Raw genomic sequence first — 22,506 nt, 5'->3', positions numbered from 1 at the left:
AATAGATATGGGCCGGAGTTCGTTTCGAACTTCCGGTGATTTCCCATCGGCTGTGGGTGAAGGGCGGCCGATTAATTCGATATCCGTACGCGGATATTCGGATCGGTCTGCGCACGCACGACCGCGCTGCCCCGTTTCAGGCTCGAAAGCAATACGCCAGGAGGAACCACGTGGCTCTCACGATCAGATCGCTGCACCCGCTCTTCGTTGCCGAGGTGACCGGGGTGGACCTCGCCTTACCGCTGCCGGACGAGGTGTTCGCCGAGATACACGCGGCCTTCGATCGTTACGCGATCCTGGTCTTCCCCGGCCAGCCGCTGACCGACGAACAGCAGCTGGAGTTCAGCCGGCGCTTCGGGCCGCTGGAAACGGCCCCGAACTACGCCGGCAAGGCCCTGCGACTGCGCAACGAGTTCACCGACATCTCCAACCTCGACTACGAGGGCAAGATCCTGGATCCCAAGGACCGGCTGAACGGCTACAACTCGGGAAATCAGCTGTGGCACACCGATAGTTCGTTCAAGGTCCGGCGTGCCAAGTGCTCGCTGCTGTCCGCCCGGGAGCTGCCGCCCACCGGCGGCGAGACCCAGTACGCGGACATGCGCTCGGCCTACGACGCCTTGGCGCCGGACCGCCGGGCCGAACTCGCCGACCTGGTCGCCATGCACAGCATCGCCACCTCGCGCAGCAAGATCGGGTTCGACGGCTTCAACGACGACATCACCACGGCGCTGCCGCCGGTGCCCCAGCGCCTGGTCGATCACTACCCGGACTCCGGGCGCACCAGCCTCTACCTCGCCCACCACGCCTCGCACCTGCTGGGCATGCCGATCGAACAGGGCCGGGCGCTGCTCGAGGAACTCATCGAGTTCGCGACCCAGGAACGGTTCGTCTACACCCAGAACTGGCAGGTCGGCGATCTGGTGGTGTGGGACAACCGCGCCACCATGCATCGCGGCCGCCCCTACGATCTGACCCATCGCCGCGTGCTGCACCGCACCACCGTCTCCGATGTGCTGACCGCGTTCGAGGAGCGGGCCACGCCCGCGCAGCGAGCCGCGGTCGAAGCCGAAGCTCCCGAGCACGCCGCCAGGCAGGAGTCGGCCCGTGCGAGCAACTGATTCTTCCTCCGACTGTCCGGATTACCGTTCCGCCCCAGCGACTTTCACCCCCGCCGGGGATCTGGTGATGCCCGCGGCCGCGCGCCCGGTCATCATCGGCTGCGGTCACATGGGCCTGGCCATCGCCCGCGGCCTGCTCGGCGCCGCGCCCGATCGCCCCGTGGTCGCGGTCGAGACCAGCCCCGAGCGCCGCGCGGTGCTGGCGCAGTACCCCGGCCTCGAGGTCACCGCCGAATTGTCCATCGCCCCCGGCGATTTCCTGGTCCTCGCGGTGCCGCCGCAGGTGTTCGGCGAGTTCGCCGCCGCCCGGCGCCACCTGTTCGCCCCGGACACCCCCGTGCTCTCGGTGATGGCGGGTCTCAACGCCGCCACCATCGCCGCGGCCCTGGGCACCTCCCAGGTTGTGCGCTCGATCCCGAACACCCCCTCCGAGGTCTTCCAGGGCATGTCGGTCTACTACGCGGACGACGCGGTCTCCGCGGACACCGTCGCGCAGGCCGATCTGCTGCTGCGCGCCATCGGCAAGGCGCTGCGTGTGCAGGACGAGGAGTTGATCGACGACGCCACCGCGCTGTGCGGCGGCGGCCCGGCCTTCGTCAGCTACATCGTCGACGCCTTCTGTCAGTTCGCCGCCGCCCGCGGGTTCACCGAGGCCGCCGGACGCGAGATGGCCGTGCAGGTCTTCGGCGGCACCGCGACCCTGATCGGGGAGAGCGACAAGCCCCCGATGCAGCTGTGCCGCGAGGTCATGACCCCGAACGGCACCACCGAACGCGGCATCGCCGCCTTCGAGGCCGCGGAGCTGAAGAACTCCGTGCTGGCGGCGCTGGCCGCCTCCGCACAGCGCTCCCGGGAGTTGGCCGCCGCCATGAGCGGAGCGGTCGATGCTTGAGAACCGTAGTGACGGCGCGGATTCCGCCACCGTCGTGGAGGTCCCGCCGACGGGTTACGAGGCCGTCTTCGACGGCGGCCACCGCTTCCGCCTGCTCGACCGGCCCGGGACGTTCCGGCTCAGCCGGGCCGGGCTGGCGCTGGGCAACCATCTGCGCGCCAACCTGCGCCCGGCGGAGATCGGCGGTCGCATCCTCGAGGTCGGCACCGGCAGCGGGGCCATCGCGCTGCTGCTGCGCGACATGGGCGCGACCTCGATCGCCGCCACCGATATCTGCGCCGCCGCCGTGGAGTCCGCGCGGCAGCACGAGGTGGCGAATTTCGGCGACTCGATCATCGACTTCGAACACTGTGATCTGTTCCCGCGCAACGACTCCGGGGAGAACGAGCGCTTCGATCTGATCGTCTTCAACCCGCCGGGCTGGCGGACGCCGCCGGGGCTGGCCGAATCCGGGCTCGCCGAGCTGGACGGCACCTTGAACCTGGACGCCATGTTCTACGGCGACAGCGTGGTGCTGCGCTTCCTGCAGCAGCTGCCGGACCATCTGACCGAGAACGGCCGGGCCGTCATCGGTTTGAACTCGCTCATCGGCATCGCCGACATCGCGGACCGGGCGGCCTCGGCGCATCGCGCCCGCACCGGCTCGGCCATCCACTCGCGCGTGCTCGAGAGCTGCGAATTCCCCCTCATGTTCTACACCGAGGAATGGGCGCGGGTGCGCGAGTTCCTGCTCACCGAGTTCGAGCGCGGCCGCAGGGAATACGCGGCCACCTATGTGACCAAGGGCGACACCATCCACTGGTTCTACGAGATCACCGAGGTCACCGTGGAACCGCTGGCCCTGTCCACCGCCGCGCCGCGGCACGAACCCCCCGTCGGGTAGGGCGGATGACGAATCCGGCGGTCCGGCCGACCTACGACGTGGTGGTCATCGGCCTGGGCATCATGGGCGCTTCGGCGCTGCACCATCTGAGCAGGCGCGGGGTGCGGGTGCTGGGTGTGGAAGCGCACGGCCCGCTGCACGCCCTGGGCTCCTCGCACGGTCAGTCGCGCATATTCCGGCGCGCGTACTGGGAAGGCGAGCAGTACGTTCCGCTGCTGGAGCGCTCCTACGCGGGCTGGCTCGAACTCGACGCCGCCGCACACGACACCATCGCGGTCCGGACCGGCGGGTTGTTCGTCGGCTCGCCCGAATCCGCACTGGTGCAGGGTTCGCGGGCCACGGCGGTACGCAGCGGCATCGACCACGAATACCTGCACGCGGCCGCGATCACCGAGCGCTTCCCGGCTTTTCACGTGCGCCCCGACGCGGTGGGGGTGTACGAGCCGGACGCGCTCATGCTCTTCGCCGATCACGCCCGGCTCACCTATCTCTCCCGGGCCGCGGCCGCCGGCGCGCATCTGGCGTACGGGCAGACCGTGCGCTCGGTGCGCACGGGTTCCGGTGGCGCGCTCACGATCTCGGGCGACGACTGGGAGGTGAGCTGCGGTGCGGTGGTGCTCTCGGTCGGCGCCTGGATCGGCCGGTTCCTGCCCGGGGAGATCGCGCCGCTGGTCACCCCGATGCGGATTCCGGTGTACGAGTTCGACGTCGAGGAAGCGCGCGAACGCGACCACTGCACCGGCCGGTTCCCCGCGTTCCTGTACGAGGACGACGCCGGGGCGCTGGTCTACGGGCTGCCCAAGTGGCGGGTGGACGAGGGCGGACTCAAACTCGGCTTCCACAACCGGCAGCTGTCGCCGCTGGACATCGAGAGCGACCGCCGCCCGCCCGCCGAACGTGAACGACTCGAGCTGTGGCGCACCATCAATCCGGTGCTGCCGGGGGTGCGCAGCACCGGCCGCGGCATCTCGTGCGTCTACACCATGTCGCGTGACGAGAGCTTCCTGATCGGGCGTTCACGCGAGGTCGAGGGGGTCGTGTACGCGAGCGCCTGTTCCGGGCACGGCTTCAAGTTCGCGCCGGGCATCGGGGAGGTGCTGGCCGAGCTCGCCCTGGACGGCCGGTCCGCGGTGGACGTCTCGGACTTCCGTCCCGAGCGGATGGCCACCACCGATGTGGCCTGACCCCCGCCCGCGCGCGGAAAACACTGGGAGCGAGGACTTTTCATGAGTGACAGGAACGTGGCGGAACGATCCGCCGAACCGGCCGGCGAGCCGGGGGCCGACACCGCGGACACGATGCCCGGTCTGCCCCCGGGCTATCGTCCGTGGCCCGCGCTCTGGGCCCTGGTCACCGGCATCTTCATGATCCTGGTGGACTCCACCATCGTCTCGGTGGCCTCGGACGCCATCTGGGTGGACCTGGAGACCGACCTGAACTCGGTGGTCTGGGTGACCAGCGGCTACCTGCTGGCCTACCTGGTGCCGCTGCTGCTGTCCGGGCGGCTCGGGGACATGTTCGGGCCCAAGCGGGTGTACCTGGCCGGACTGGTGATCTTCACGGCGGCCTCGGCGCTGTGCGGACTCGCCGAGACCGCGCCGCAGCTCATCGCGGCCCGCGTGGTGCAGGGACTGGGCGCGGCCCTGATGACCCCGCAGACCCTGGCCGTGGTCACCCGCACCTTCCCCGCGCACAAGCGCGGCGCGGCCATGGCCCTGTGGGGTTCGGTGGCCGGGTTCGCGATTCTGGTGGGGCCCCTGGCCGGTGGGCTGCTGGTGGACCGCTTCGGCTGGCAGTGGGTGTTCTTCGTCAACGTCCCGGTCGGGCTGGCGGCGCTGGTCGCGGCCGCGCTGCTGGTGCCGAACCTGCCCCGGAACCGGCACCGGATCGACTACGCGGGCATCGCGCTCAGCGGTGTGGGCTTGTTCCTGCTCGTCTTCGGATTGCAGCAGGGGCAGCACTACGACTGGGGGCACGTCGGGAACCTCGGCCCGCTGCCGATCTCGGTGTGGGGCTTGATCATCGCGGGCCTGGCCACCCTCGGCGCGTTCGCGTGGTGGCAGTCCCGGGCCGCGGATCCGCTCATGACGCTCACCCTGTTCCGGGACCGCAATTTCGCGGTGAGCAGCATCGCGGTGGCGGGGATGGCCTTCGCCATCACCGGGATGGCCATTCCGCTGATGCTGTTCGCGCAGAAGTCCCTGGGGCTCAGTCCCACCCGGTCGGCGCTCATGCTCATTCCGCTGGCGGTGGCCTCGGCGGCGCTGGCGCTGCCCGCGGGCAAGCTGACCGATACCGTGCACCCGCGCTACCTCACCGGTTTCGGCTTCGCGGTGTTCGCCGCGGCGCTGTTCTGGCTCGGCTACGCCGCGTACCAGGGGGCCTCGGTGCCGGCGCTGCTCACCCCGATCACCCTGGTCGGGGTCGGCAACGCCTTCATCTGGGGGCCGCTGACCGCGATCGCCTACCGCAACCTCGCCCCCGAACTCGCCGGCGGCGCGTCCGGGGTCTACAACGCCACCCGGCAATTGGGCGGCGTGCTGGGCAGCGCCATGGTCGGGGTGCTCATGCAGCACGAGGTCGACGCCAAACTCGCGCCGCTGCTGGCGCGCATGCCCGGCGGGGCCGACGCGAACGCCGCGCACACCATCGGGCCGCTGCCGCAGGCGCTGCGGGATCCGTTCGCCGAGGCGATGGGGGCCAGCCTGTATCTGCCGGCCGCCACCCTGGTGCTGTGCTGTGTGCTGGCGCAGTTCCTGGTTACGCCGAATCCGGTCCGGCCGGAGTGAGAGCCGGTGTGGCCGTGCGCTGTTCGGCGGGCCGGGTGGCCCCGGGGGCGGCGATCACGTCGGTGACGATGCGCCGGTACGCCTCGGCGTACTCGCGGCCGAGCAGCGGGCCGTTGCCGCGCATGCGCTCGCGCACCCACGCGATATCGGCGCGCGGATCCGCGGAGGTGCGAAATTGACTGCGGTGCTCCAGGATCGCGGTCAGTTTGCGTTCGGCGGTGCGGTCCACGTCGATCCACAGATCGGCGTGTTCGTGCCCGGGCACCCACACCTCGCCGACCCGGTGCGCGGGCAGCCCCTGCGCCAGCAGTTCGGGGAAGGCGCGCGGATTGCGGGCGAACGGGTAGACCGCGTTGAGCGCGGCCTCGCCGACGGCCAGGTGGTCCGGATGCGATGCGCCGATGGGGAACTGGAACGAGCGCAGCGGCTGATGGGTCAGCACCAGGTCGGGCCGGGCGCGGCGGATCTCGCGGGTCAGCGCCAGCCGCAGCGCGGCGTCATCGGCCAGGGCTCCGTCGGGGAACCCGAGGAAGGTCAGGTCGGTGACCCCGAGCACCCGGGCGGCGGCGCGCTGCTCGGCGTACCGGGTCGCGGTCAGGCGCGCGGCGGGCTCGTCCGGGTCCTCGCCGCCCTGTGCGCCGTCGCTCACCACCACGTAGCCCACCCACGCGCCCTCGTCCACCAGCCGGGCGACGGTGGCCCCGAAGCTGAACTCGGCGTCGTCGGGATGCGCGGTGATCACCAGCACCCGGTCGAAGGTGCGGGGGAGTGGAACGGGGGCCGCGACTGCGCCGGAAGTGTGGTCCATGGCCGAAACATACACCGGCCCAATTGATTTCGTTCGACAGATCACGCGCTGAAAGGGATATCACGTGACCGAGCAACTCTTCGCCGAGCGCGGCGCCGACCGCCTCGCGATCCAGCTGTACGAGCGGGCCGACGCCGCGACCGCCGTGCTGATAGTGCCCGCGATGGGCGTGCCCGCCCGGTACTACGACCGCTTCGCGACGGCGCTGCACGAGGCCGGTCGCGAAGTCGCGGTCCTGGATCTGCGCGGGGCCGGTGCGAGCACCCCGGCCGTATCACGCTCCAGCCGTGCCGATTACGCCGATCTGGCCGACGACGTGGGCGCGGTGCTGGACCTGCTGGCCGAACGCCGGGCCGGACGCCGCACCGTCCTGCTGGGTCATTCGCTCGGCGGGCAGGCCTGCGTCATGCACCTCGCGCGGTCGGGCCGCACCGATGTCGCCGCGCTGGTGCTGATCGCCGCCGGGATGCCGTACTGGCGCGCGTACGGTCCCACGGCCTGGCAGGCGCAGCTGTTGCGGACGGCGGTGACCTCGGTGACGGCGGTGCTGGGCTTCTGGCCCGGCTGGGGCTTCGGCGGACCGCAGACCGCCGGGGTGATGGGGGACTGGGCGCACACGAGCAGCACCGGCGAGTTCCCGCCCCGGCTGGGCGTCACCGAACGCCTGCCCGAACTCACCCTGCCCACGCTGGTGGTGACCGTCGACGGCGACGAGCACACCCCGCCCGCGGTGGTCGAGAAGCTGACGGAACTGCTCGTGTCGGCCCCGGTCGACCGTGAGCACATCACCGCGGAATTCGCCGGAACGAAGCTGGACCACTTCCGCTGGGTGAAGGCGGCGGCGCCGGTGGCCAAGGTCGTCCTGGAATGGGAGGCCGCGCACTGAGCTGACATCGAGCGCGCGGCGCCGGACGCCGCGCGCCGCACCGGCCGGGTCGGCCCGAACTCGCCCGCGACGACCGTCGCGCAGGCGCTGTCCGTGCTGCTCGAAAATTGAAAAGCCCTGTGCTGCAACGTATTGCGGCACGAAGATCCAGTCGCTACCTTGTGGTGCGCCCGCCAGTGCACGACGCGACCCGATGTCCGGGACCGCGCGGGGCGGAGCGCATCGGGGTATCGGCCGGCTCCCTCCGGGGAGAGAGGATGTGGACAATGAAGTACGTCATTCCCGCCAAGCGGGGGTCGAATCGCGTGCCGAACAAGAACTTCCGGCCCTTCGCGGACGGCAAATCGCTGCTGGACATTCTCGTCACCAAGCTCATCCGGATCGCGGACGATCCCGCCGACGTTTACCTGTCCTCGGAGGACGAGACCACCCGCGAGGTCGCCGCGAAGTACGGCGCCTCGTTCCTGCCGCGCGAGGCGCACCTGACCGAGAACTCCTACCCGTTCCAGTCGGTGGTCAATCAGGTCTGCGCCCAGCTGCCGGGTGACGACGACGTGATGTGGTGCCACGCCACCGATCCGCTGTTCGACGACCATGCCGCGGTGGTGAAGTCCTGGGAGTCCCGCGATCCCGAGTCGGCGGACTCGATCGTGGTGGTCTACCCGATGAAGGACTACCTGCTCGATTCGAACTTCAATCCCATGGGTTTCGGGTTCGGGCCGTGGCATCGGCCCTCGCAGCAGCTGCCGGTCTTCTACATGCTCGGGTTCACCTGCTCGATCATGACCCGTTCGGTGGCCACGAACATCGGCCTGGTCGGCGCGAAGCCGATGTGGCACCCGGCCACCAACCTGACCATCGACATCGACACCCAGGACGAGTTCGACTTCGCCGCCAAACTGTACGAACTGGCGATCGCGCCACCGGCGGGCCGCGGTGCCGAGTCGTAGCCGCCACCTGGGGGCGGACCCGGTGCTGCTGGCCGAATCGGTCGCCGAACTGGTTCGCATCCCCAGTGTCAACACGCTGCAGGCCGGACCGCGCGCCCACGAGCACGGTCCGATCGGCGAGGGCGCGCTGGCCCGGTGGCTGGCCGCGCGGACGCGCGAATGCGGTTCGGACACGGTGGTTCTGGACGAGGTGCGTCCCGGCCGGCCCAACGTGTACGCCCGCTTCCCGGGCCGCACCGACCGGCTGGTGGTGGTGGACGTGCACACCGACACCGTCACCGTCGAGCACATGACCGACCCGCCGTTCGACGGCCGCGTCGCCGACGGCCGGGTGTGGGGGCGCGGCGCACTGGACAGCAAGGCCACCCTCGGCGTGCTGCTCGCCCTGCTCGACGGCTGGCGCCGGGACGGGCTGCGGCCCGAGCCGACCCTGCTGCTGGCGGGCACCGTCAGCGAGGAGGTCGGCGGCCTGCTCGGCGCGACCCGATTCCGGGAATGGGTGCGGGAGAACGATATTCGGATCGACCAGCTGCTGGTGGCCGAGCCGACCGAGTTCCGTCCGATCCACGGGCTCAAGGGCCTGGTGCTGCTCGAGGTCACCGCCCGCGGGGTCGCCGCGCATTCGTCCCGGCCCGACCTCGGCGTCAACGCCATCGAGGCCATGGCGCCGGTGATCGCCGCCTGCGTCGCGGAGAACGCACGGCTGCAGGGGCTCGCGGCCGCGACCGAGGTCGGCACCGGCACGGTGTCGGTCACCCGGATCTCCGGCGGCGAGGGCACCAACGTGATTCCCGACCGGTGCGCCGTCGCGGTGGGCCGCCGCATCGTGCCCGGGGAGGAGCCCGGCGAGGTCGTCGCACAGCTGTCGGCGCTGATCCGGGCCGCGTGCCCGATCCCGTGCGAGATCACCTCGCTGCTGCCGCAGACCCCGGACGGGCAGCCCGGAACACCCGCGTTCTATCAGCGCCCGGACAGTGAACTCGTGCGGTTCCTGGCCGAAACCTGCGGTACGACACCGGCCGTCGCGCCGTTCGGCACCAATGCCCTGCGCTACGCCGGGCTCGCGCGGGAACTGGTCGTCTTCGGCCCGGGATCCATCGAACTCGCGCATCAGGCCACCGAGTACGTCGAGATCGCCGATCTGGCGCGCCTGGCCACCGTGCTCAGCGCCTGGCTCGATCCGGCCTGAACACCCGCAACACCGGAAGGAATTCGTGATGACCACCGCCACGGCCGCGTCCACGATCGACGACATCCGCGATCCCGTCGCGCGTTTCACGCGGGGCTGGATGCTCGCGACATCGACCGACGCCTACGGGATGGACCTGGGCTTCGCCTCGGGCAGCCGGTTCTGGGTGGTCGGGCGCGCCGGGGTGCTCGGCGACTGCCCGGTGGAGATCGCGGCCGCGGCAATCGCTTTCGAGCCGATCGAGAAGGTACGCGCGGCCTGGGAAACGGTGCCCGCGGGATTGACCCACCGAGACGTCGCCCTGCACTACCGCGATCGCATCGCCGCCTGGGGTGATCGGGTCTTCGCGGACCACCCGCCCGCGGAGCTGATCGAGCTCGAGGCCACCGCCCGCCGGATCGCCGGCGCGGCCCCCGCCGCGCTCGGTGTGCTGTTCGCGGGCTGGCGGCAGCTGTCCGCACCCGAATCACCCGGTGCGCGTGCGGCAGTGGCGCTGCACGTGCTGCGGGAGATGCGCGGCGCCGCCCATATCGCGGCCATCACCGCGTGCGGCCTCACCCCGCTGGACGCGATCCTGGCCGCACCGCATCCGCCGCCGCGCACCGGCCCGGCCTACGCCGAGCGGATGGGCTGGCGGGGGCCGTTCCGGGATCCCGCCGAAGTCCGTATGCAACGGCTGGCGGCCGAAGAGCTCACCGGCACGATCCTCGAGCCCTACTTCTCGATCCTGACCCCGGGGGAGCTCGCGCGGTTCGGCGCGGGCGTGACCACCCTGTGCGAGACGTCGATTCGCGTCGGCGATTCCTGACAATCCCGGAAGACTCGGTCGATCGCAATGAATCTCACGGTATCGGCGCCGGCCGCCGATCGGCGGGCCGCCGCGAGCCCCCGCCCCCGGCTGCTCGTCGCGCCCATCTCCATCACCCCCACCAAGCCGCTGCTGCCCACCCACGTCAAGGGCATGCTGTGGGTCGACCTGCTGTGCAAGGCTTCCCGGGAAGTCGCGGAGGTCACCTGCATCTGGAACTCGCGCACCCCGAACCTGGCGGGCCAGACCGTGCAGTTCTGGGCCTACCTGGACCGCGAATACGGCGGGCACGACTATGCCGCCCTCGATGATCTCGACATCGGCCGGCTGTACGTCGAATTCCACGGCGTCGAAACGCGTTTCGACCCCACCGCGCTGCGCGACTACACCGAGCGCGTGGAGCGCACGGGCTGGGTGCATCCCGCCTCGGCCCGCATGCTCGATCTGTGGAGCGCGCAATTGCGCACGCTCGGCGTCGCCGACCCCGGCCTGCACGCCGATCGCCCGCACCCGTGCACCGCGCAGGACGTGGTGGACCGGCTGCGCGCGGACAAACTGTGCCTGGATCAGCGCGCGGTGGGCGGCCCGGTCTACCTGGACGGCACCCGCTGGGGCGTGCCGCTGCGCCCGGTGATCGGAGCGGACGGGCACGCCAACTACCTGCTCACCGCCCTGCGCGACATCCTGCCGGTGGTCGCGGACCACGATCACGTGCTGCTGGTGCACGACGAGGAGATCGCCCAGGATTTCGTCCTGGTCGAGAAGATCCTGGCGCACTACGGCGTCCGGACCTCGCGCCTGGCCCTGGGCCGCGTGCCGCTGGGCGGCGTGGTGCAATCCAGCCGGGCGGGCGGCTGGGACGGCGCGAGTTTGGGTGAGATATCCCGGACCGCGCTGGCACAGTTCACGATCGAGGAATACCGGCTGGGCATGCGCGTGTACTACGGCGCCATGCTCGGCCGCGCCGCCGGTGAGTCCTTCGACCAGCGACTGCTCTACCGCGCCATGGTCCGCGCCCGCAAACTGCTCTCCGCGCCCGAGCGCCCCGCGCGCGCCGGGGACGCGGGAACCTTTGTGCGGCGCCATCTCACGCGGTCGGCCTGGGTCGACCCCTACCGTCTCTCCGCCGCGGTCATCAGCCGCCCCGTGCCCCGGGACGTGCTCACCGAACTCTTCCTGTGAAGAGCCAGTTTTTCGAAGAAGAAGGTCGCCCATGACATCCACCGACATCGAACAACGCGTCGACTCGATCCGCCGCCTGGCCGTCGCGAGCCGGGAGACGATCACCGCCGCCCTGGCCGAACCCGAACGGGTGCAGGCGCAGTTCCTGGACCGGCTGATCCGCCGCAACGAGGGCACCGACTTCGGGCGCGAACACGGATTCGCGGACATCACCGACGTCGCGGACTACCGGCGCGCGGTGCCCATCCGGGTGCACGAGGACTTCGCGCCCTGGATCGAATCGGTGATCGGCGGCGCGCACAACGTGCTCGACGCCGAGGATCCCTTCGCGTTCTTCTCCAGCAGCGGCACCACCGGGACCGAGAAGCGTGTCCCGGCGACCATGACGTACATGCGGGAGGGCCTGATGCCCTTCTATTTCGCGGGCCTGTCCACCATTCTCGGGCAGAACGCGGACATGCTGGCCGGTGACAACGCCGTGCTGAACCTCTGGCAGGACCCGTTCTCGAACATCCGGCGCACCTCGGGCGGACAGCCCCACATCGGGCCCAGCCAGGTCGATTTCAGCGCACTCGGCGAGGAGGCCGCGGTCGGGCTGGGAAATCGCGCCGCCTGGAGTCAGCTGCCCGAGAGCTTCCGGGACGCGGACGCGCTGCGGCGCATGTACCTGCGCCTGCGCATCGCCGCGCAGTACGACGTGCGCTGCGTCATCGCCATGAATCCCGGTATCGCGCACGCGCTTCCGGAACAGCTGCGCCGCTGGTGGCCCGCCATCGTGAAGGACCTGTACGACGGCACCCTGGACGGGGTCCCGTTCACCGATCCCGATCCCGAGACCGCCCGCCGCATCGAAGCGCACGCGCGCTGGTTCGGGACCGTTCGCCCGATCGACCTGTGGCCACGCTTGGGCGGGGTCGTCACCTGGACCACCTACGTGGCCGGGCTCTACCTCCCGGCCGTGGCCCGCGAGTACGGGCCCGGAGTCAAGATCATGACCGCCCCGGTCGGGTCCTGCGAGGGTCCGCTGGTGGTCCCGCTGGACCGGCATCCCGACGCCGGGCCGCTCGCGGTGCCGTGGTGTTTCTACGAATTCATCCCGGTGGAACAGGAGATCGAGCCGGACAGCCCCACCCTGCTGGCACACGAACTCGAGGCGGACCGCACCTACCACGTCGTGCTCACCCGCGCCGGTGGCATCTACCGGTGCGCCACCCGCGATCTCGTGTACGTCGCCGGGCACATCGGGCGCACGCCCCGGGTCGCCTACGCCGGGCGGCACGGCACGCTCACCGTCTCCGGGACGCCGCTGCGCGAGGATCAGGCGCTGCGCGCCCTGCGCGCGACCGCACACGAGAGCGGCCTCGAGGTGCGTAATCTGGTGTGGAAACTCGATGCGCGGCAGGGCGTTCCGCATCACCACGCCGCCGTCGCGTTCACCGCGGCCGAATCACCGTCCGCTGTAACGGCTTTCGAGGAGCTCGCCGATCGCCGCCTGTGCGCGGACGTCGCGGCGTACGCGATCGCCCGCGAGCGCGGCGACCTCGGCCCGCTGCGGGTGAGCCAGGTGAGTCTGACGTCCTTCTTCGACGTCTGGTTCGACCAGGTCCGCGCCGCGCCCACACCCTCGCGCGTCAAGGACCGGGTCTTCGACGACCGATCGCCGGTCTGGAACGAGGTCGCACCGTGAGCACCCCGGCGCCCCTGGACGACGACATCCCCTGTCGCGGCCAATACAGCGAACTGGCCCGGCGCACCCGCCTGGACTGGTGGCGGCGCACCGCCGGCGCCGGGCTCGACGCGCTGCGCGAACCCGGCATCGACGCGCGATCGCTGCGCGGCAACATCGAGAACTACGTTGCGACGGTGGAGATCCCGGTGGGACTGGCCGGGCCGCTGCTGTTCACCGGCGAACACGCCCGCGGCGGCATCCTGGCCCCGCTGGCCACCACCGAAGGCGCGCTGGTCGCCTCGGTGACCCGCGGCGCCAAGGCGATGACCCGCTCCGGCGGGGTCACCACCCGCGTGCTGTCCCAGCGCATGGTCCGCGCGCCCGCCTTCGAATTCGCCTCGCTGGACGACGCCGCCGCCTTCGCCGCCTGGATAGGTGCGTTCGACCGCCGGGCCCGGCTGGCCGCGCAGGTGCGGGCCGTGTCGCGCTATTCGACGCTGCTGGACGTCGATCCCATCCAGCTGGGCCGCGTCGTGCACGTGCGATTCGTGTTCGAGACCGGCGACGCCGCGGGCCAGAACATGACCACGGTGTCGACCTGGCGCGCCTGCCAATGGATTCGGGACGAACTCGCCGCCACCGGCCGGCCGGCTCCCGTCTGGTTCACCGTCGAGGGCAACATGAGCGGGGACAAGAAGCTCACCGCCCTGAACCGTTTCGGCGGGCGCGGGTCGCACGTGCAGGCCGAATGCCTGATCGATCACGAGACCCTGCGCCGCGTCCTCAAGACCGACGCCCGGTCCATCGCCTCGGTCTGGCGCAAGGCGCAATTGGCCGCCCAGTTCAGCGGCGCCGCGGCCGCCGACATCGACGCCACCAACGTCATCGCCGCGATGTTCGTGGCCACCGGCCAGGACGTGGCGTGCGTCCACGAGTCGGGCGCCGCGCTGTTCTCGGCGGAGGAGACCGCCGACGGACTGCTGGCCGGGCTCATCCTGCCCAACCTCATCGTCGGAACCGTCGGCGGCGGAACCACACTGGCGCAGCAGCACGACTTCCTGGCCGCCATGGGCTGCACCGGCGAACACGGCGCCCGGCGGCTCGCCGAGATCGTCTGCGGGTACGCGCTGGCCCTGGACCTGTCCACCGCGGCGGCCATCGTGGCCGGGCAGTTCGCCGACGCGCACGCCCGCCTGGGCCGCAGCACCCGGGTGGACTGGCTCACCGCCGAGGCCATCGACGCCACCCTCGTGGCCTCGATGATGGCCGACGCCCTGGCCCGGCCCGAACTCACGGTCTCCGAGGTCACCGCGCTCGACCACGGCGGCGTGGACAGCCTGCTGACCGAGGCCGTCGGCGGCGGCGAACGGCGCAAGTTCGTCGGCCTGCTGCCGCTGTCGGTGTCGTACGCGCTCTCGGATCAGGACACCAAGACCGCCGAACTCATCGCCAAGGTGAAACCGGTCGACGAGGAGGTGATCATCGAGCTCGGCAAACTGGCCTCGTTCGCCGGGGGAGAGGTCGCCGAACAACACGCGCGCTGGCGCGAGCACACCGGTTTCCGCGACACCCACACCCGCGAACTCGCGCTCTACCGACACGCCGACGGCGCGCTGCGCGCGGTCATGCCCGAGCTGTACGGACTGCTCGAGGATCCGGCCCGCGAGGCGTACGTGCTGCTGCTCGAGCGGCTCGGCTCGGACGTGATCCTGCGCGACACCGTCGACGCGCCCGCGGACTGGCAGCCCGAACACCTGGCCGCGGCCCTGGACGGCATCGCGGGTGTGCACGCCCAATGGCTCGGGCGCGAAGCCGAATTGGCGGCCACCGGCCGGCTCGGCGCGGTCCGGACCCCGGAGCAGGCCGCGGACACCGTGCCGCTGTGGCGCGCCCTGGTGGCGCACAACGCCGCCGAATTCCCCCGCTGGATAGGCGAAGCGGACCGCGCGCGGCTGGCGCACATCGTGGAGACCAGTCCGGTGTGGTGGACGGCGGTGGCCGCCGCCCCGCGGACGCTGGTGCACGGCGACTTCAACCTGCGCAACATCGCGCTGCGGGCCGGGGATCATCGCCTGGTGGCCTACGACTGGGAGCTGGCCACCATCCACCTGCCCCAGCGCGACCTCGCCGACTTCCTGGCCTTCGCGCTGCCGCCCGACGTGGGCCCGGACCGCGTCGCCGCACTCGTCGAGCACCACCGCGCGGCCATCGAACACCACACCGGCGCACCGCTGGACCCGGCCGCGTGGCGGCGCGGATACCGCTGGGCGCTCTGGGATTTCGCGATCTACCGGCTCCAGCTGCTGTTGCTGGCGCACGCCCACCAGGAACTGCCGTTCCTGGAAAGGGTCACCGCGACGACCCTGCGCCTGCTCGCTCTCGAAATGGAAACCGTATGACCTCGAACAGTCCCACGATCGCCCTCGTCGGCATCGACGGCTCCGGGAAGTCCACCGCCATCGCCGCGCTGGCCGAGCGTTTCGGCGGGCAAGGCGCGGTGGTGTCCAGCCTGCGCAATCACGACGTCGCCGACGCGCCCCTGCACGACCTCTCGCGGGCGCTGGAGCGACTGGGCCGCGCCGCCGACGAATCCGGCAGTCCCAGTTTGAAATTGACCGCGCTCTATCTCCAGATGTGCATGTACGGGCCGACCGCGGCGTTCGTGACCCAGGCGCACACGCCCGCGGTGCTGTTCTCGGATCGGCACCCGGTGATCGACGCGAGCGTCTACCTGCCGATGTTCCACGGCATGATCACCCGCGTGGGCGCGGCCGCCGACACCCGCGGCTGGCTCGACACCCTGGACCCGCCCGCGCGCGAGCTCGTCGTGCGCTGGATCCACGCCCAGGCCCGGCACTCGGGGCGCCGGCCCGAACCCGAGGCGCTGGTGCGCGAGCTCGTCGGCCTCGCCGCCGCCCCGCCGCCGGTGAGCCGGCTGCAGACCATCCTGCGCGCCCCCCTGCCGCGGGCGGTGGTGTGGCTCGACCTGCCCGTCGAGGCGGCCGTGCGGCGCATCTGCGACCGCGCCAAACCCCGCGAGGCGCACGAGACCGAGCAGCGGCTGGGCGCGGTGCGACTGGCCTACGAACGACTGTGCGCGGATCCCGAACCGGGCCTGGTCGTGCATCGGCTCGAGGTCGGCGACCTGACCCCGGACGAGGTCGTCGCCGCGATCGTGTCCCTGCTGGCGAAGGCGGGTGTCGATGCTCCCGCAGGACGCGCTGCGGCGTGAGGCCGAACAGCGCCTGACCGCGCTGGCCACCCTGGCCGCCGCGGCCGAGTCCGGCGGTGAGCCCGTCGATCCGGCCGCGGGCGAATGTGTGGTCGCGGTGGTGGCCGCGTTCGACCCGGCGGACTTCGTGCGCGCCTGCCGCGATTTCGCGCACGCGCTCGCGCGTCCGGCCGCGGCCGCGTGGTGCGCGAACTTCACCCGGACCGTCTTCCTGGCGGGCGAGCCCGCCAACCTGGCGGTGCGGCACCCGGCCGATCAGGTCGCGGCGGGCGGTGCCATCGCCTGGTACGGGCCGTGCCCGGCCGCGGCGACAGCGGGTGTCGGCCGGCTGCTGCGGCCCTTTCGCGGGCCGGCCCGCCTGGCCGCCGGGCTCGAACTGCCGATCGAACCGCGACCGGTTCCCGATGCCGCGCCCACGGGGGCGTACACGCTGATCGTGGACGTCTCCGACCTGGCCGTGGAGGAATTCATGATCCACGTGAACCATAGTGTGGCGGAATCCACTTTCACCGGTGCGCTGCCACCCGGTGCGGCCCTGACCCTGCGGACCGTCGCGAACGCGGAATTCGATGCGGGCCAATCGGAATACCGCAGAATCGCCGTCGATCGCGCGGACCCCGGACGGCTGCGCTGCTACGCCGCGCTGACCCGAAGCGGGTGAATATCGACCTCACAGGGGGGTAGCGGGGCCTTGTGATAGTGCGGACCTGGTTAGCATCGATCAGTCGTACTGATCGAGGAAACCCCTGAGGACGTGTGTTGACTACCGACCATCTTGACCGCTGGAACGCCCACGAAGCTTCCGCGGAGGCGATGATTCCGATCATTGGACGGCTGTACCGGGACAAGGGCGTCACCATCCTGCTGCACAGCCGATCGCTGGTGAACAAATCGGTGATCAGCATTCTGCGGACGCACCGCTTCGCGCGCCAGATCGAGGGCGAAGAGCTCTCGATCGAGGAGACCCTGCCCTTCCTCGAGGTGCTCACCACCCTCGACCTGGGCCCGAGCAAGATCGACCTGGGCCGGCTGGTGATGGCCTACCGCGCCGACGACCGCGGGCTCACCGTCCCCGAGTTCACCGCCGACGTGCTGGCCGACATCACCGGCGGCAACAAGGCCGAGGCCCAGGGCCCGCGCGATGTGGTGCTGTACGGCTTCGGCCGGATCGGGCGCCTGGTCACCCGGCTGCTCATCGAGAAGAGCGGTTCGGGCAACGGCCTGAACCTGCGCGCGGTCGTGGTCCGCAAGGGCGGCAAGGACGATCTGGCCAAGCGCGCCTCGCTGCTGCGCCGCGACTCGGTGCACGGGCAGTTCAACGGCACCATCAAGGTCGACGCCGACAACGACACGATCATCGCCAACGGCAATGTCATCAAGTTCATCTACAGCGACGATCCGACCACGATCGACTACACCGCGTACGGGATCAACGACGCGATCCTGATCGACAACACCGGCAAGTGGCGCGACCGCGCGGGCCTGGGCCAGCACCTGCGCCCGGGCATCGCCAAGGTGCTGCTCACCGCGCCCGGCAAGGGCGACGTGCCCAACATCGTGCACGGGGTCAACCACCGGACGCTGGATCAGTCCGAGCAGATCGTGTCCTGCGCGTCCTGCACCACCAACGCCATCGTGCCGCCGCTCAAGGCGATGGACGACGAGTACGGCATCGTGCGCGGGCACGTGGAGACGGTGCACTCGTTCACCAACGACCAGAACCTGCTGGACAACTACCACCCGGCCGACCGCCGCGGCCGGTCCGCGCCGTTCAACCTGGTGCTGACCGAGACCGGCGCGGCCTCCGCGGTGGCCAAGGCCATGCCGGACTTCAAGGCCAAGATCACCGGCAACTCGATTCGCGTTCCCACGCCGGACGTCTCGGTCGCGATCCTCAACCTGCAGCTGCGGCGCGAGGTGAGCAAGGCCGAGGTGCTGGACTACCTGCGCGGGGTCTCCCTGGCCGGTCCGCTGAGCCGCAACCTCGACTACACCGCCGCCACCGACGTCGTCTCCAGCGACTTCATCGGCTCGCGCGCGGCGTCGATCGTGGACGCCAACGCGACCATCGTCGACGGTGACACCGCCATCCTCTACCTCTGGTACGACAACGAATTCGGCTACTCCTGCCAGGTGGTGCGCACTGTGCAGTACATCTCGGGCATCGAGTACCCGACGTACCCGCACCTGCCGGCGGACGATCGCGAGGCCGCCCCGGCGGGCGCGCGGTAGCTCGTCACCCTCTCGCACACAGCGTCCGGCCGTCGCGATTCTCGCGGCGGCCGAACGCTTTTCACCACCGGTTCAGTGCGGCTGCCCCGCCGGGAGCGGCGCCCGGCAGGCCGCCAGGATCACCGCCCGGGCGGCCCGGCCCTCGGGGGTCGGGAACAGGGCGTAGTTGTGCGGCAGGCCCGGGGCCTCGTGATAGTCGATCGGGATGCCCGCGGCCTCGGCGCGGTCGGCGAGCGTCCGGGCGTCGGTGAGGAACAGTTCCCGGGTGCCGCTGAACACCGTCAGCGGGGCCAGCCCCGTCATCGGCCCGAACAGCGGGCTCACCCGCGGATCCCGCACGCTGAGCCCGTCCGCGTAGAGCCTGCCGATCTCGGCCAGGCCCGCGGCCCGATGGAACGGATCGACCGCCTCGAGCCCGGGCAGATCGGGATGCGACATCGAGCCGTCGAGCCAGGGGGAGATCAGGATCAGGCCTGCCGGGCGCGGGCCGTCCTCGGCGGCCAGCGTCTGGGCCGCGGCCAGTCCCAGTCCCGCGCCCGCGGAATTGCCGACCACGAAAGTCCTTCCCGCGCCGCGCTCTTCGACGGTGCGGGCCAGCAGCGCGGTGGTGATCGCGACCATGTCGGCCGCGCCGATGTGCGGACCAGCGGATAGATCGGCACGATCACCTCGGCGTTCGACTCCAGGCCGAGCCGGGCGGCGAATTTCCAGTGCGCGCCCACGATTTCGCGAATGAAACCACCGCCGTGCAGGAAGAAGACGGCGTCGCGCACCGGTCCGGGCGGGGTGATGCGGAAGACCGGCCAGCCCTCGAATTCCTCCCGGGTGACCCGGGCTCGTCTGCGCAGCGCGGCGGGCGGGCGCACCTCGCCGGTCCGGCGGTCGCGCTTGTCCAGGGCCGCGTGCAGCCGGGCCGGATCGCCGAACATCTCGCGGTCGCCCAGTGCCGCGACCAAGGCGGTGACCACGCGGTTCTGCCAACTCGGCCGCGCGGTGCGCTCGTCGGTACTCATGCTCGCTCATCTCCCTGTCGTCGTGATGTGCGCCGGTCACCGGCGCACATCGAGCCTGACGGACAGGGCGCGGCCGCGCTTTCGGAAACCTGCGGTGCCGCTGGGTCGATCGACGACAGGGGATGAGCTCGCCGATAGTGCTCGGCTTCAGGGAGTTTCGTCGGCCTCGTCGGTTATCCAGTCACGCAGCCAGGCGGTGGCGGTGGAACCGCTCTCGTCGACCACGTAGCGGGGATAGGACTGGTGCACGCCCGATTCCAGGAAATCCTGTACCTGGCGCATCCATTGCTCACCGGCGGGATTCTCGGCCGGAGCGGACAGAATGGCGTTGCCGCCGGGGAGCAGCGCCTCACCGAGAATGCTGTTGAAGGTGAGGGCGTAATTGGGGAACTGCAGCGGATCGGGCGCCGAGAGCTGGGTCATGAACCCGGCGAAGCGGCCGGCCAGATCATCGTTGGGCACCGAGCAGTACAGATCGCCCTCGGCGCAGAAGGTGCGCACCTTGGGGGTGAGCCAGCCGAAACCTCCGACTCTGGCTCCGCCCGCGCCCGCGCCCGGCACCGGGGGCCCGACCAGGACATCGGTGGGGGAGCGGCGCGGATCGGAGAGCAGGCCGACCGCCACCACCTTCTCGGGCGGGATGACGCTGAGCCCGGTGCCGATCTCGGCGGCCAGGTCACCGGCCGCGTCGGCCCCCTGGCTGTAGCCGATCAACGCGAATTTGGTTGTGGCGCAGCGCGCGGCCATTCTGACGATCATGGCCCGGGCGTTGGTGACGGCCTCGAGTTTGGAGCGGCCGTACACCTCGCCCTCCCACGGCAGGGCGGTGGCCGCGTAGTTCACGTAGTCGGTGCGGACCGTGCCCGGCAGTCCGCGGGTGACCCCGGCCAGCATGCCCTGGCCGGGGTCGTCTCTGGAGGTTTCCCAGGTGCCGGGCACGGCCACCACGTTGACGTTGGGGCAGTCGGCGGGACTCGCGTACGCCGGTGTAGCACCGGCCGCGCCGAGTATGCCGGCGGCGGTCGCCAGGACCGTCGCGATGGCGCCGGATGCCGCTTTGAAGGATCGCGTAGTTCGAAAGGACAAGGTTCACACCCCTTGTTTTGTTTCAGAACGTTCGGACGACTTCTCCACACTCACATTGGTGCCGATATGCGTGCCCCCGCGCGATGACACCGAGCGAGCCGACTCGGTGCGGGGCGACGCGATGGGCCGAAGATATCAAAGGAACCGGATGGTCTGTCGTTGGTTGGCGGAGAAACGCCGTAAACGCCGCTACCAGCGCCTTCTGCTACGGCGAGCCTCGCGAAAAGAGCCCCCGGGTGAGTCGCTCAGGCCGCGCCCGCGGTCCGCTGGTCGGCGCCCGGCGCGGACAGGCTCGCCGCGTGCAGGATCTGATGGATGAGGGGCACGATCAGGGTCATGTCGATGGCGCTCCAGCCCAGCGACATTCGGTTGTGTACGAAGCCGATGGACACGCCCGACCGGGGATCGGCCCAGCCGGTCGAGCCGAACGCGCCCATGTGGCCGTATCCGCGCGGGGCGCGCAGCGCCGGCAGGCTGTGATAGCCCAGGTGCCAGAACGGCACCACCAGGGCGCGGTCCAGCTGATAGGTGCGCACCCGTTCCAGCGCCCGCACCGTGTGCGCGGTCAGGTACGGCTTGCCCGCCGCGGTGCCGCCCGAGGCCAGCGCGCCGTACATGGTGGCCAGCCCGGTCGCGGTGCAGACCGCGTTGCCCGCGGGCAGCGCGGTCTCCAGGATGCGCGGGTGCTCGCCGCGGAAGATGCTCTCCAGCCCGGGAACGTAGATCGAGGCGATCGGCGCGCGCACGATATTCGGGAGCCTTAAGGCCAGCGCGGACGCTGGCCCCGGAATGGTGCGATCGGCAAGGGTTTTCATCGAGCCCACCAGATCCGCGGGCCGGGTGCGCGCGCCGGCGGGCGGGCGGCCCAGGTGGATGCCGTCGGTGCCGAGCGGTTCGGCGACCTCGGTGCGGAACAGCTCGGTCATGTCCCGGCCGGTGATCGCCCGGGCCAGCCCCGCCATCAGCCAGCCGATGGTGAGGGCGTGATAGATCGGCTTGCCGCGCAGGTGATCGGGCGCGGCCGCGGCCAGCCGCTCCTCCATGAGGCGATGGTCCAGCACCTCCTCGACGGTGGTCGCGGGCAGCGCGGACAGTCCGGCGCGGTGGCTCAGCAGCTGTTCGACGGTGATGTCCGCCTTGCCGTTGGCGGCGAATTCGGGCCAGTACTCGGCCACCGGCGCGGCGTAGTCGAGCAGGCCGCGGTCCGCGAGGCGGGCCAGGACGGTGGCCGCGACGCCCTTGGAGGCGGAGTAGATCATGGCTCCGGTGTCGGCGGTCCAGGGCGTGCCGTGCGCGTCGGCGGCGCCCGCCCAGATGTTCACGACCGGGACCCCGTGCTGGTGCACCGCGAGTGCGCCGCCATTTCCGCTGCGCCCGGCGAAGATTCGCGCGAAGGTCCGCAGCGGGGCGTCGAATCGGGGATCGGCGGCGCCGCCCACGCCGATCGGCAGACCGGCGGCGGCTGACTGTGGTGCGTTCATCGACCAACGATAGCGGCGGCGCGGGCCCGGAAACAAGAGCTGTCTCAGACACAATGAATTCGCTACTCCGACACAATGTGCCAACGTTCGCGATTCGTTGTGAAATCGTGCGCATCGAACAAGCGCACCCGCAAGATCGGATGTAGTATCTTTCGCTATCGAAAGGGGTTGTTGTGCAACTGTTTTGCGACTCCCTTTCGGCAATGCGACCGTAGGGGGTGTGCCGGGGGCAGGGTACTCGAGGATTTCTTCGAATATGTCGTAGCGCAGGGGGAACAACGTCGG

General features: G+C 70.7%; 19 protein-coding genes. 15 read left to right on the top strand and 4 right to left on the bottom strand.

The window, feature by feature from the left end:
* The first annotated feature begins 170 nt into the window (after positions 1-170).
* The 5 genes from ACFVBH_RS38725 (at position 171) to ACFVBH_RS38705 (ending at position 5,685) form a co-directional block, all read left to right on the top strand.
* Entirely contained in the window at positions 171-1,121 is a 951-nt protein-coding gene (locus ACFVBH_RS38725; RefSeq protein ID WP_354990012.1) for a TauD/TfdA family dioxygenase, read from the top strand.
* Positions 1,122-1,188: 67 nt separating this feature from the next.
* A complete protein-coding gene (locus ACFVBH_RS38720) occupies positions 1,189-2,013 on the top strand; it encodes a pyrroline-5-carboxylate reductase dimerization domain-containing protein (RefSeq protein ID WP_354990011.1) in 825 nt (274 codons plus the stop codon).
* Entirely contained in the window at positions 2,006-2,896 is an 891-nt protein-coding gene (locus ACFVBH_RS38715) for a class I SAM-dependent methyltransferase (protein ID WP_354990010.1), read from the top strand. The genes ACFVBH_RS38720 and ACFVBH_RS38715 overlap by 8 nt, the downstream gene beginning before the upstream one ends.
* A 5-nt stretch (positions 2,897-2,901) precedes the next feature.
* Positions 2,902-4,080: an N-methyl-L-tryptophan oxidase gene (gene solA, locus ACFVBH_RS38710; protein ID WP_379011079.1), complete on the top strand. Its 1,179-nt coding sequence runs from the start codon at positions 2,902-2,904 to the stop codon at positions 4,078-4,080.
* 42 nt (positions 4,081-4,122) lie between these two features.
* The gene (locus ACFVBH_RS38705; protein WP_379011078.1) at positions 4,123-5,685 is read left to right on the top strand and encodes an MFS transporter; all 1,563 of its coding nucleotides are present in this window, start codon (positions 4,123-4,125) and stop codon (positions 5,683-5,685) included.
* Here ACFVBH_RS38705 and ACFVBH_RS38700 read toward each other — a convergent pair.
* On the bottom strand, positions 5,657-6,493 hold the full coding sequence (locus ACFVBH_RS38700) for a PIG-L deacetylase family protein (protein ID WP_354990007.1): 837 nt from the start codon (positions 6,491-6,493) through the stop codon (positions 5,657-5,659). The two genes, ACFVBH_RS38705 and ACFVBH_RS38700, sit on opposite strands and share 29 nt — an antisense overlap.
* A gap of 64 nt (positions 6,494-6,557) precedes the next feature.
* Here ACFVBH_RS38700 and ACFVBH_RS38695 point away from each other — a divergent pair, with 64 nt between their 5' ends.
* The 10 genes from ACFVBH_RS38695 to ACFVBH_RS38650 all read left to right on the top strand — a co-directional run bounded on the left by ACFVBH_RS38695 (position 6,558) and on the right by ACFVBH_RS38650 (position 18,641).
* On the top strand, positions 6,558-7,379 hold the full coding sequence (locus ACFVBH_RS38695) for an alpha/beta fold hydrolase (RefSeq protein ID WP_354990006.1): 822 nt from the start codon (positions 6,558-6,560) through the stop codon (positions 7,377-7,379).
* Positions 7,380-7,645: 266 nt separating this feature from the next.
* A complete protein-coding gene (locus tag ACFVBH_RS38690) occupies positions 7,646-8,329 on the top strand; it encodes a cytidylyltransferase domain-containing protein (protein ID WP_354990005.1) in 684 nt (227 codons plus the stop codon).
* A complete protein-coding gene (locus ACFVBH_RS38685) occupies positions 8,316-9,518 on the top strand; it encodes a M20 family metallopeptidase (RefSeq protein ID WP_379011074.1) in 1,203 nt (400 codons plus the stop codon). The genes ACFVBH_RS38690 and ACFVBH_RS38685 overlap by 14 nt, the downstream gene beginning before the upstream one ends.
* Before the next feature lie 28 nt (positions 9,519-9,546).
* Positions 9,547-10,326, top strand: coding sequence for a hypothetical protein (locus ACFVBH_RS38680; protein WP_379011072.1), 780 nt, complete (start codon positions 9,547-9,549; stop codon positions 10,324-10,326).
* 27 nt (positions 10,327-10,353) lie between these two features.
* Entirely contained in the window at positions 10,354-11,508 is a 1,155-nt protein-coding gene (locus ACFVBH_RS38675) for a hypothetical protein (protein WP_379011071.1), read from the top strand.
* Between the two features lie 31 nt (positions 11,509-11,539).
* Positions 11,540-13,195, top strand: coding sequence for a GH3 auxin-responsive promoter family protein (locus ACFVBH_RS38670; RefSeq protein ID WP_354990001.1), 1,656 nt, complete (start codon positions 11,540-11,542; stop codon positions 13,193-13,195).
* The gene (locus ACFVBH_RS38665; protein WP_379011069.1) at positions 13,192-15,576 is read left to right on the top strand and encodes a phosphotransferase; all 2,385 of its coding nucleotides are present in this window, start codon (positions 13,192-13,194) and stop codon (positions 15,574-15,576) included. The genes ACFVBH_RS38670 and ACFVBH_RS38665 overlap by 4 nt, the downstream gene beginning before the upstream one ends.
* Complete coding sequence (locus tag ACFVBH_RS38660) at positions 15,573-16,409, top strand: dTMP kinase (protein ID WP_379011067.1); 837 nt, start codon at positions 15,573-15,575, stop codon at positions 16,407-16,409. The genes ACFVBH_RS38665 and ACFVBH_RS38660 overlap by 4 nt, the downstream gene beginning before the upstream one ends.
* The gene (locus ACFVBH_RS38655) at positions 16,381-17,070 is read left to right on the top strand and encodes a DUF6182 family protein (protein ID WP_379011065.1); all 690 of its coding nucleotides are present in this window, start codon (positions 16,381-16,383) and stop codon (positions 17,068-17,070) included. The genes ACFVBH_RS38660 and ACFVBH_RS38655 overlap by 29 nt, the downstream gene beginning before the upstream one ends.
* A gap of 98 nt (positions 17,071-17,168) precedes the next feature.
* Positions 17,169-18,641 carry a glyceraldehyde-3-phosphate dehydrogenase gene (locus ACFVBH_RS38650; protein ID WP_354989997.1) on the top strand — a complete coding sequence of 491 codons (1,473 nt, stop codon included), beginning with the start codon at positions 17,169-17,171 and terminating at the stop codon, positions 18,639-18,641.
* 72 nt (positions 18,642-18,713) lie between these two features.
* Here the strand turns inward: ACFVBH_RS38650 and ACFVBH_RS38645 are convergent, their stop codons facing one another.
* The 3 genes from ACFVBH_RS38645 to ACFVBH_RS38635 all read right to left on the bottom strand — a co-directional run bounded on the left by ACFVBH_RS38645 (position 18,714) and on the right by ACFVBH_RS38635 (position 22,221).
* Positions 18,714-19,262: an alpha/beta hydrolase fold domain-containing protein gene (locus ACFVBH_RS38645; RefSeq protein WP_379011063.1), complete on the bottom strand. Its 549-nt coding sequence runs from the start codon at positions 19,260-19,262 to the stop codon at positions 18,714-18,716.
* Between the two features lie 539 nt (positions 19,263-19,801).
* Positions 19,802-20,740, bottom strand: coding sequence for a cutinase family protein (locus tag ACFVBH_RS38640; RefSeq protein ID WP_354989995.1), 939 nt, complete (start codon positions 20,738-20,740; stop codon positions 19,802-19,804).
* Positions 20,741-20,985: 245 nt separating this feature from the next.
* A complete protein-coding gene (locus ACFVBH_RS38635) occupies positions 20,986-22,221 on the bottom strand; it encodes a serine hydrolase domain-containing protein (protein WP_379011061.1) in 1,236 nt (411 codons plus the stop codon).
* Between the last annotated feature and the right edge of the window lie 285 nt (positions 22,222-22,506).

It is taken from the genome of Nocardia sp. NPDC057668 (assembly GCF_042799795.1).
Classification (GTDB): domain Bacteria; phylum Actinomycetota; class Actinomycetes; order Mycobacteriales; family Mycobacteriaceae; genus Nocardia.
The sequence above is the reverse complement of the archived record's forward strand: the minus strand, read 5'-3'. Positions and strand labels throughout refer to the sequence as shown.

Excerpts from the sequence above, each read along its gene's own strand:
- ACFVBH_RS38715 (WP_354990010.1), top strand. The coding sequence starts at position 2,006 with ATGCTTGAGAACCGTAGTGACGGCGCGGATTCCGCCACCGTCGTGGAG.
- ACFVBH_RS38720 (WP_354990011.1), top strand. The coding sequence starts at position 1,189 with ATGCCCGCGGCCGCGCGCCCGGTCATCATCGGCTGCGGTCACATGGGC.
- ACFVBH_RS38635 (WP_379011061.1), bottom strand. The coding sequence starts at position 22,221 with ATGAACGCACCACAGTCAGCCGCCGCCGGTCTGCCGATCGGCGTGGGC.
- ACFVBH_RS38670 (WP_354990001.1), top strand. The coding sequence starts at position 11,540 with ATGACATCCACCGACATCGAACAACGCGTCGACTCGATCCGCCGCCTG.
- ACFVBH_RS38655 (WP_379011065.1), top strand. The coding sequence starts at position 16,381 with ATGCTCCCGCAGGACGCGCTGCGGCGTGAGGCCGAACAGCGCCTGACC.
- ACFVBH_RS38645 (WP_379011063.1), bottom strand. The coding sequence starts at position 19,262 with ATGGTCGCGATCACCACCGCGCTGCTGGCCCGCACCGTCGAAGAGCGC.
- ACFVBH_RS38690 (WP_354990005.1), top strand. The coding sequence starts at position 7,646 with ATGAAGTACGTCATTCCCGCCAAGCGGGGGTCGAATCGCGTGCCGAAC.
- ACFVBH_RS38660 (WP_379011067.1), top strand. The coding sequence starts at position 15,573 with ATGACCTCGAACAGTCCCACGATCGCCCTCGTCGGCATCGACGGCTCC.
- solA (WP_379011079.1), top strand. The coding sequence starts at position 2,902 with ATGACGAATCCGGCGGTCCGGCCGACCTACGACGTGGTGGTCATCGGC.
- ACFVBH_RS38705 (WP_379011078.1), top strand. The coding sequence starts at position 4,123 with ATGAGTGACAGGAACGTGGCGGAACGATCCGCCGAACCGGCCGGCGAG.
- ACFVBH_RS38675 (WP_379011071.1), top strand. The coding sequence starts at position 10,354 with ATGAATCTCACGGTATCGGCGCCGGCCGCCGATCGGCGGGCCGCCGCG.
- ACFVBH_RS38700 (WP_354990007.1), bottom strand. The coding sequence starts at position 6,493 with ATGGACCACACTTCCGGCGCAGTCGCGGCCCCCGTTCCACTCCCCCGC.
- ACFVBH_RS38680 (WP_379011072.1), top strand. The coding sequence starts at position 9,547 with ATGACCACCGCCACGGCCGCGTCCACGATCGACGACATCCGCGATCCC.